This is a genomic window from Candidatus Dormiibacterota bacterium (assembly GCA_036495095.1).
Lineage (GTDB): Bacteria > Chloroflexota > Dormibacteria > Aeolococcales > Aeolococcaceae > CF-96.
On sequence record DASXNK010000176.1, the window covers coordinates 1 to 8,434 of the forward strand.

Sequence of the window (8,434 nt, forward strand, 5' to 3'; positions counted from 1 at the left end):
GCTGGCTCCGGGTGGCCGGCCGGGCCGGCGGGGTTCGGGGTGCGGGGCGCCGGGGCGCGGGCCGCGTCCCCGGGGAGGGGCGCGCGGGGGTGCGCAGCCGGGTGCCCGGGGCGGCCATCAGCAGCGCCCCCCGGTCGCGGCCAGCTCGCGGACCAGCCGTGCGAACTCGCGGCCGCGCTCCTCGAACCCGGAGAACTGGTCGAAGCTGGTGTACCCGGGCGACAGCAGCACGGCGTCGCCGGGGCGGGCGATGCGATGGGCGGCGGCGACCGCCTCGGCAAGGGTGCCGGTGCGGGTGCGCGCGGTGCAGCCGGCGGCGGCGAGCGCGGCGTCGAGCTCGGCGGCGGTGGCCCCGCAGACGATCGCGTGGCGGGCCCGGCGGGTCACCTCCGCGGCGAGCTCCTCCGGCCCCACCCCCTTGCTGCCGCCGCCGCCGATCCACACCACCGGCCGCTCACCGAGGGAGCGCAGCCCGGTGACCGCGGCGTCGACGTTGGTGGCCTTGCTGTCGTTGATCCAGAGGACGCCGTCGCACTCCAGCACCGGCTCGAGGCGGTGGGCGACGGCGCGGAAGCCGCGCACCCCGGCGGCCACCGCGGCGGGGGGGATCGCGGCGGCGCGGGCGAGCGCGACCGCGGCGAGCACGTTGGCGACGTTGTGCGCCCCCAGCAGCGGGATCTCCGCCACCGGCAGCACCGGCACCTCGACCCCGCCCTCGACGCTCACCACCTCGCCGTCGCGCACGGTGGCGCCGTCGCCGCCGCCGAGGCCGGCCGGGTCGGCGCTGAAGAGCAGCACCCGCGCCGGCGACGCCGCCGCCATCGCGCGGGTGAGCGGGTCGGCGCCGTTGAGGGCGACCGCGCCCGCGGGGTCGGCCGACTCCACCAGCCGCCGCTTGGCGAGCCCGTAGCGCTCCATGGTGCCGTGGCGGTCGAGATGGTCGGGGGTGAGGTTGAGCACCGTGGCCAGCCGGCAGCGCGGCGCCGCCGCCGATTCCAGCTGGAAGGAGGACAGCTCGAGCACGACCCAGTCGCCCGCGGACACCTCGCCGAGCCGGTCGAGCATGGTCTCGCCGATGTTGCCGCCGACGTGGACGCGGCCCCCGCCGGCGGCGAGCACGGCGCCGAGCAGCGCGGTCGTGGTGGTCTTGCCGTTGGTGCCGGTGACCCCGGCCACCGGTGCCGGGCAGCGCTCGAAGACCAGGTCGATCTCGCTGCGCACCGGCACCCCGCGGCGCCGGGCGTCCTCGAGCACCGGCGCCCCCCAGGGGACCCCGGGGCTGGGACAGACCATGGCGGCGCCGGCGGCGACGTCGTCGGGATAGCCGCCGAGCACCACCTCGACCTCGACCGGAAGGGTCGCCGCCATCCGCCGCTGGGCGTCGCCCTGGCCGCGATCGACGACGCGCACCCGCCAGCCCTCGGCGCTCAGCACCCGGGCGCAGGCGGCGCCGCTGAGGCCGAGGCCGATCACCACCGCGGTGCGGCCGGCGGTCATCGGTGGACGACACCCGCGCTCACCCCCGCCCCCACCCCCGAGGGCAGGGCGAGGGCGACACAGAGCAGGGCTGCGACCGCGGCGGCGCCGGCGAAGCAGACCACCAGCCGCTGCTCGCGCAGCCCGAGCTCCTCGAAGTGGTGGTGGAGCGGGCTGGCGCGGAAGACCCGGCGGCCGAAGCGCGTGATCGCGGTGACGTTGATGATCACGGAGAGGGTCTCGGCGACGAAGACGGCGCCGAGCAGCGGCAGCAGCCAGAGCAGCCGCAGCTCGGCCGCCAGCGCCACCAGGGCGCAGCCCAGGGCCAGCGAGCCGGTGTCGCCCATGAACACCCGCGCCGGCCACCAGTTGTAGAAGAGGAAGGCCAGAACCCCGCCGCAGAGGGAGGCGCTCACGATCGCCACCGGGGCGTTGCCGGAGTGCTGGGCGAGCGCCCACAGGGTCACCAGGGCGATCACCGAGCAGGAGCCGGCGAGGCCGTCGACGCCGTCGGTGAGGTTGACCGCGTTGCTGCAGGCGACCACCGCGAGCGCGGCCAGCGGGATGATCCCCCAGTGGAGGTCGACGGCGCCGGCCCCGGGGATGACCTCGACGGTGAGCGAGGCGGCGTCGAGCCCGACGCCGAGGAGCACCCCGACGAGCAGCTGCAGGACGAGCTTCTGCCGTCCCAGCAGGCCGAGCGCGCCGCGTCCGCGGATGTTGGCGAGGTCGTCGACCACCCCGATGGCGGCGCCGGCCACGATCGCGAAGACGGCGAGGAAGCCGGCGCGGCCGTGGTCGAGGATCAGCCACGCGGCGACCGGGATGGCGCAGAAGAGGATCCCGCCCATGGTCGGCGTCCCCGCCTTGACCAGGTGCGACGCGGGGCCATAGCTCTGCACCCGCTGCCCCGCCTTGAGGCGCGCCAGGGTGGCGATCACCGCCGGGTAGAGCACCAGGCCGACGAGCAGCGAGCCGGCGAACGCGATCAGTGGGCGGATCATCGCAGCAGGCTCTCCACCACCCGCTCCAGCGCCACCCCATGGCTGGCCTTCACCAGCACCACGGTGCCGCTGTCGCACTGGGCGCGGGCCATGCTGGCGGCCTCCTCGACGTCGCCGGCGACCCGGGCGCGCTCCCGGGGCATGCCCGCCGCGACCGCCGCCTCGACCATCAGCGCGGCGTGCTCGCCGACGGCGATGAGCGCGGTGGCGGCGCGCGCCGCCTGGCGTCCCGCCTCGGCGTGGGCGGGGCCGGCGTGGTCGCCGAGCTCGAGCATGTCGCCGAGCACCGCGAGCCGCCGCCGGGCGCCGCTGCCGGCGAGCACCTCGAGCGCGGCGGCGACCGAGGCCGGGCTGGCGTTGTAGCTGTCGTCGACGATCTCCGCGCCGCCGGCGCCGCGGCGGACCACGCCGCGCTGGGGCGGGGCCGCGAAGGCGGCGAGCCGCTCGGCGGCCTCGGCGATGCCCACCCCGTGGCGCCCGGCGACGGCGGCGGCCGCGCAGGCGTTGCGGACGGTGTGGAGCCCGGGGACGCGGAGCCGCAGCGGTGCGCTGCCGTCGGGGCCGACGAGGCGGCAGCGCACCCCCTCCAGCCCGTCGCCGACCACCTCGACCGCGTGGTAGTCGGCGGCGGCGCCGAGCCCGAACCAGGTCACCGGCGCGGGGCTGCGCCCGGCGACGCGGCGCACCTCCGGGTCGTCGGCGTTGCAGATCGCCGACCCGTCCGGGGGCAGCGCCTCGAGCAGCTCGGCCTTGGCGTCGCCGATGGCGGCGAGCGAGCCGAGCAGCTCGACGTGGGAGAGGCCGATGTTGAGCAGCACCCCGGTGACCGGGCGGGTGAAGGACGCGAGGTCGCGGATCTCCCCGGGGGCGGACATCGCCATCTCGGCGACGAAGACCCCGACCGGCGGACGCAGCGCCAGCACCGAGAGGGGGATGCCCGTCCAGGTGTTGAGGTTGCCGGCGGTGGCGGCGGCGTCGCGGCCGCCGAGGGCGAGGGCGCAGAGCTCCTTCGCCGAGGTCTTGCCGACGCTTCCGGTGACCCCGACCACGGCGCAGCCGAGCTCGGCGAGCCGGGCGCCGCAGGCGCGTCGCAGGGCCAGGCCGGTGTCGTCGACGCGGAGCAGCAGCGGCGGGTGCCCGTCGGCCAGGGCGCGGCCCTCGGCGACCACCGCGAGCGCCGCCCCGGCGGCGGCCGCCGCGGCCACGTAGGCGTGGCCGTCCATGCGCTCACCGGCGAGCGCGACGAAGGCGCTGCCGGGCCCGGCCCGGCGCGAGTCCGTCTCGATCGCGGCGAGCGGAGCGCAGCGCTCACCCGCGCCCTCGAGGCGGCCACCGAACAGGCGTGCCAGGTCCGCCGGGGTGAGCAGCATCGCCTGGATGGTACGGGGAAGCTCCGCCGACGGTTTCGGAGGGGCGGGGGAGGTGGGCGGGTGCGCCCATCCTCCTCCCGCCGTCAGCCCCCCGGGCATGCCATCCCCCTGTTTCCCCTCACGGGACGATTCTCCAGGCGTCGACCGCGAGCTGGGCGACGCTCTTCCAGACCGGCGCGGCGAGGTAGGCACCCTCGTGGGGCACCCTGCTCTCGTGCGGCTTGCGAATGATCACGAAGGCGGTGAACTGCGGATTGTCGACCGGCAGGAAGCCGACGAACGAGGCGATGATGTCGGCCCCGTAGGCGCCGTTGACGGCGACGCTGGCGGTTCCGGTCTTGCCCCCGATCAGGCCCTTGAATGCCGGGATCTTGGCGAGGAACCCGGACGCGCCCTTGTCCTCGACGACGCCGGACATCATGTGGGCGAGCTGGTGGGCGGCGTCCGCGGACATCACCTGCCGGGTGCGCGGCACCACCGGCGTCTCCGCCCGGGTCTGCGGGTCGACGATCGCCTCGACCGCGTGCGGCTGCACCCAGACACCGCCGTTGGCGACGGCGTTGACCGCGGCCAGCATCTCCACCGGGGTGGCCTGGACCTGCTGGCCGAAGGACGCGGTGGCGTAGTCGACGTCGGTCCAGGCGCGCTGCTGGCGGAGCGGCTGGTTCACCTCGCCGGCGACGTCGATGCCGGTGGGCGAGCCGATCCCGAAGGCGAGCAGGTTCTGGTAGTAGGGGTCCTTCCCCGTCCGGCGCATCACCTCGATGGCGCCGTTGTTCAGCGAGTCGTCGAGCACCCACTGGAAGGTCACCTTGCCGTGCGACCTGTTGTCCCAGTCGTGGATGAGGAAGCCGCCGATGGTCTGCTGGTTCTCGTTGATGGTCTGGTCCGGGGTGAAAACCTTGTGATCGAGGCCGCCGGCGAAGGTGATCACCTTCATCACCGAGCCGGGCTCGTAGAGGTTGTCGACGGCGCTGTCGCGGAAGAGGCCGATGTCGCTCGACGAGTAGTGGTTGGCGTCGTAGGAGGGATAGTCGGCCCAGGCGCGGATGGCGCCGGTCCTGGTGTCCATCACCATGAGCGTCCCCGACTCCGCCTGGCTGTCGGTGCTCACCCCCTTGGCGAGCGCCTGCTCCGCCCAGTACTGCAGCTTGGAGTCGAGGCCGAGGCGCAGGTCGCTGCCGTTGCGGGCGTCGCGGCGCTGCTCGTTGCTGAGCACGATCGGGTTGCCGGCGACGTCGCGCAGCGTCGACTCGATGCCGTCCTGCCCGCGCAGCAGCTTCTCGTAGTACGACTCGATGCCGTACTGGCCGTGGCCGTCATGGTCGACGAAGCCGAGCAGGTTGCTGGCGAACGAGACGCCGGGCAGCGGCGACGGGCTGTAGCTGCGCTGGTCCTCGGGGATGATGCCGATGCCGTAGACCTTCAGCGCGCGCAGCCGCGTGGTCACCGACTCGTCGACGCGCTTGGCGAGGTAGACGAACCGGCCCGGCTGGGCCATCAGCGACTCGAGGTGCGACGGGCCCATCCCCAGCACCGGCGCCACCCGCTCGGCGACGCCGTGGCGCTGGTCGGGGGGGATCACCCCGGGATCCGCGAAGATGCTGTACACGGGCACGTCGCCGGCGAGCAGCGAGCCGTCGCGGTCGAGGATGCGGCCGCGGTGGGCGCGCAGGGTGATGTCGATGCCGTGCTGCCGCGCCGCCGCCGCCGCCAGGTCCTTGTGCTGGCGCAGCTGGACGTCGGCGAGCCGCAGCGAGAGCACGACGGTCAGGACCCCGAAGACGACGAGCAGCCAGACGCCGCGGAGGCGGAAGTCGGGCGCCTCGGCCACGAACCAGCCGCGCACCGCGGGCCGCCTCGCCGGTGGCGCCGCGCCCCTCGGCCTGCGCGCGGGCGGTGCGGACGGTCGCCGGCGCTCGGTCACGGCGCCGCCGCCTCGACCTCGTCGGCCCCGAAGCTGCCGCGGAGCGCCGCCACCAGCCGCTCCATCGGGTCGCCGCCGGCGGGCCGGCCCAGCGCACCGGGCGCGGCGGGCACGCTCACCGGCGGCGGCACCGCGGCGGCGTACGCCCACTTCGACGGCGGCCGCAGCCCCAGCGACTGGGCGGCGGCGCCGATGCGCGCACCCGAGCGCAGCCGGTCGAGCTCGTCGCCGAGACGGCTGTTCTCGTCGCGCAGCGCCGCCTGCTCGGCGGAGAGGCGGGTGGCCTGGAAGGTCGCCTGGGTGAGGTGGGCCGACTGGGCCACGTAGGCGATGCCGATCACCGCCACCAGCAGGATGAACGGCAGCAGCGGCAGGGGTGTGCGCGGACCGCCCCCGCGCCGGCGGCGGCCGCGGCGGCCGGCGGGCTCGAGTCCGTCCGGCACCTCCTGGACGGGACGTCCGTCCGAGAAGGCGTCGAAGGTGTCGTCGTCGAGACGGGATGTGGTCTGGTGGGCGGACACGGCCGCGCTTCTCCGCTGGGACGTTGGTGAGGGACGGTTGCGGCGACGTGGACGGGATGGGAGGCTGACCGCGGTCGGGAGTGCCGGGGCCTCAGTGGGCGGTGTCGAGCCGTTCGGCGACCCGAAGCCGCGCCGAGCGCGAGCGTGGGTTGGCGGCGAGCTCGGCGGCGTCCGCCTTGATCGCCTTGCGGGTGTGAAGGAAGAGGGTGGCCCGGTGAGCGCAGGTGCAGATGGGCTGCTGGGGCGGACAGACACAGTTCAGTGCTGCGACGTGGAGTGCGTTCTTGACAAGGGAGTCCTCGAGGGAGTGGAAGGCGATGACCCCAACACGCCCACCGGGCCGTAATGCATCGATGGCTGCCTGCAACCCCCGCTCCAGGCTCTCGAGCTCGTGGTTGACCTCGATGCGGAGCGCCTGGAAGGTCCGGGTGGCGGGATGGATCCGCTTCGGCCAGTACCGTCGCGGCACCGCCCGCTCCACGGTCTCGCGCAGCTCACCGGTGGTGGTGAGCGGGCGCTCGGCGCGGGCCCTGCCGACGGCGGCGGCGATGCCGCGGGCGAAGCGCTCCTCGCCGTACCCGCGGATCAGCGCCGCGAGGTCCGCCTCGTCCCAGCCGTTGAGGATGTCGGCGGCGGTGAGCGTCGCCGCGCCGGGGTCGAGGCGCATGTCCAGGGGACCGTCGTGGCGGAAGCTGAAGCCTCGCGCCGGGTCGTCCAGCTGGACCGAGGAGATGCCGAGGTCGAGGGTCACCCCGTCGACGGCGGCGATGCCGTTCCGACGCAGGTGCTCGATCAGGTCGGCGAAGTCGCCGTGGATCAGGAGCAGCGCGTCGCCGTCATCGGCGAAGCGCAGGCGCGCGCCCGCCAGCGCCGCGGGGTCGCGGTCGACGGCGATGACGCGGCCCCCGGGGCGAACGCGCTCGAGGAGCGCGGCGGTGACGCCGCCGGCACCGAGCGTGCCGTCGACGAACACCTGCCCCGGTCTGGGCTGCAGGCTCTCTATGAGGGGGTGTAGAAGGACCGGCCGGTGCCCGTCAGGCGACGGGACGCCGGGCGTGGCTTGATCGGGGGTCTGCATGCCTGCCACGGTGGACATGAGGACCACGGTAGGTGAACGTCGCGAACGGCCGCCGTCCGCTCACGCGGTCGGCGTGGACGCCGCCGGCGCCGCGCCGGTGGCGATGTCGTAGAGATGCGAGAACTGGTCGGGGTCCATGGTCGCCTCGTCGGCGTCCCACACCGCCTCGCCGACCAGCTCGACACGGTTGCCGAGACCGACGAAGACGCAGCGGTCTCCGATCTCCGCCCAGCGGCGGTTCTCGGCGTCGACGAGCATCCGGCCCTGGGCGTCGAGCTCCAGCGGACGCGCGAAGGCGAAGTGCAGCCGCTCCCAGCGGCGCAGCTCGGCGCCCCGGAGCTGGGAGCGCATCCGGTGGGACATCTCGGCCCACTCGTCGGGTGGCCAGATCACGAGCCGGTGCTCCGTTCCCCGGGCGACGATGCTGCCCTCGGGAAGGTGGCCGCGCAGCTTCGCGGGAAGGGCGACGCGGCCCTTGGCGTCGACGCCGTGGCGATGGGAGCCGACCATGGCGTGTCAGGCCCCACCGGCGGCCACGGGGGCCAACCGGGGGTCGAGAAGCTGCGGGTCGGATTCACCACTTTTCACCACTTCGATCCACTACGAGCGGAAGACTAGCAGTGCCTTCCCCACCCGTCAACGCGAACATATGTACGGGTGGTTGTGCGAGCGCCGAAGGGGGGGGGTCGCGGACATCGCCCGGCGATGCCCGCGACTGGACGGGGGAGCATCCCCCCGGCGAAGAAACTAGACTCGCGTCGCAAGCCGGCCGGACGGCCGCGGGCGGCTCGACCGCTCGAGGAAAGTCCGGGCTCCGCAGAGCAGGGCGCTGGGTAACGCCCAGTCGGGGTGACCCGAAGGAGAGTGCCACAGAAAGGACACAGCCACGGTGCGCGAAGGCGCGCCGCGGCAACGGTGAAATGGTGGGGTAAGAGCCCACCGGCGGCCGGGTGACCGGCCGGCCAGGTAAACCCCGCCCGGAGCAAGACCAAATAGGAGGACGTTGTAACGGCTGCTCGCCCAGTCCTCGGGTATCGGTCGCTAGAGGCATCGCGTAA

At 74.6% G+C, this 8,434-nt stretch carries 7 protein-coding genes and 1 other RNA gene; 1 reads left to right on the forward strand and 7 read right to left on the reverse strand.

Annotated features, from left to right (window positions below):
- Positions 1-117: 117 nt before the first annotated feature.
- From murD to VGL20_17660, 7 genes are all read right to left on the reverse strand, one after another.
- Positions 118-1,497, reverse strand: a complete 1,380-nt coding sequence (gene murD, locus VGL20_17630; GenBank protein HEY2705507.1) for a UDP-N-acetylmuramoyl-L-alanine--D-glutamate ligase — start codon at positions 1,495-1,497, stop codon at positions 118-120.
- The gene (gene mraY, locus VGL20_17635) at positions 1,494-2,480 is read right to left on the reverse strand and encodes a phospho-N-acetylmuramoyl-pentapeptide-transferase (protein ID HEY2705508.1); all 987 of its coding nucleotides are present in this window, start codon (positions 2,478-2,480) and stop codon (positions 1,494-1,496) included. Before mraY ends, murD begins: the two co-directional genes overlap by 4 nt.
- Positions 2,477-3,850 (reverse strand): UDP-N-acetylmuramoyl-tripeptide--D-alanyl-D-alanine ligase, encoded by a 1,374-nt coding sequence (gene murF / locus VGL20_17640; GenBank protein HEY2705509.1) that lies wholly within the window; start codon positions 3,848-3,850, stop codon positions 2,477-2,479. Before murF ends, mraY begins: the two co-directional genes overlap by 4 nt.
- A gap of 118 nt (positions 3,851-3,968) precedes the next feature.
- On the reverse strand, positions 3,969-5,699 hold the full coding sequence (locus VGL20_17645; GenBank protein ID HEY2705510.1) for a penicillin-binding protein 2: 1,731 nt from the start codon (positions 5,697-5,699) through the stop codon (positions 3,969-3,971).
- Between the two features lie 74 nt (positions 5,700-5,773).
- The gene (locus VGL20_17650) at positions 5,774-6,298 is read right to left on the reverse strand and encodes a hypothetical protein (GenBank protein HEY2705511.1); all 525 of its coding nucleotides are present in this window, start codon (positions 6,296-6,298) and stop codon (positions 5,774-5,776) included.
- A 91-nt stretch (positions 6,299-6,389) separates the two neighbouring features.
- Positions 6,390-7,376, reverse strand: a complete 987-nt coding sequence (gene rsmH / locus VGL20_17655; GenBank protein ID HEY2705512.1) for a 16S rRNA (cytosine(1402)-N(4))-methyltransferase RsmH — start codon at positions 7,374-7,376, stop codon at positions 6,390-6,392.
- Positions 7,377-7,436: 60 nt separating this feature from the next.
- Complete coding sequence (locus VGL20_17660; GenBank protein ID HEY2705513.1) at positions 7,437-7,886, reverse strand: cell division/cell wall cluster transcriptional repressor MraZ; 450 nt, start codon at positions 7,884-7,886, stop codon at positions 7,437-7,439.
- A 251-nt stretch (positions 7,887-8,137) separates the two neighbouring features.
- Here VGL20_17660 and rnpB point away from each other — a divergent pair.
- An RNA gene (gene rnpB / locus VGL20_17665) (RNase P RNA component class A) lies at positions 8,138-8,434 on the forward strand; the annotation flags it as partial.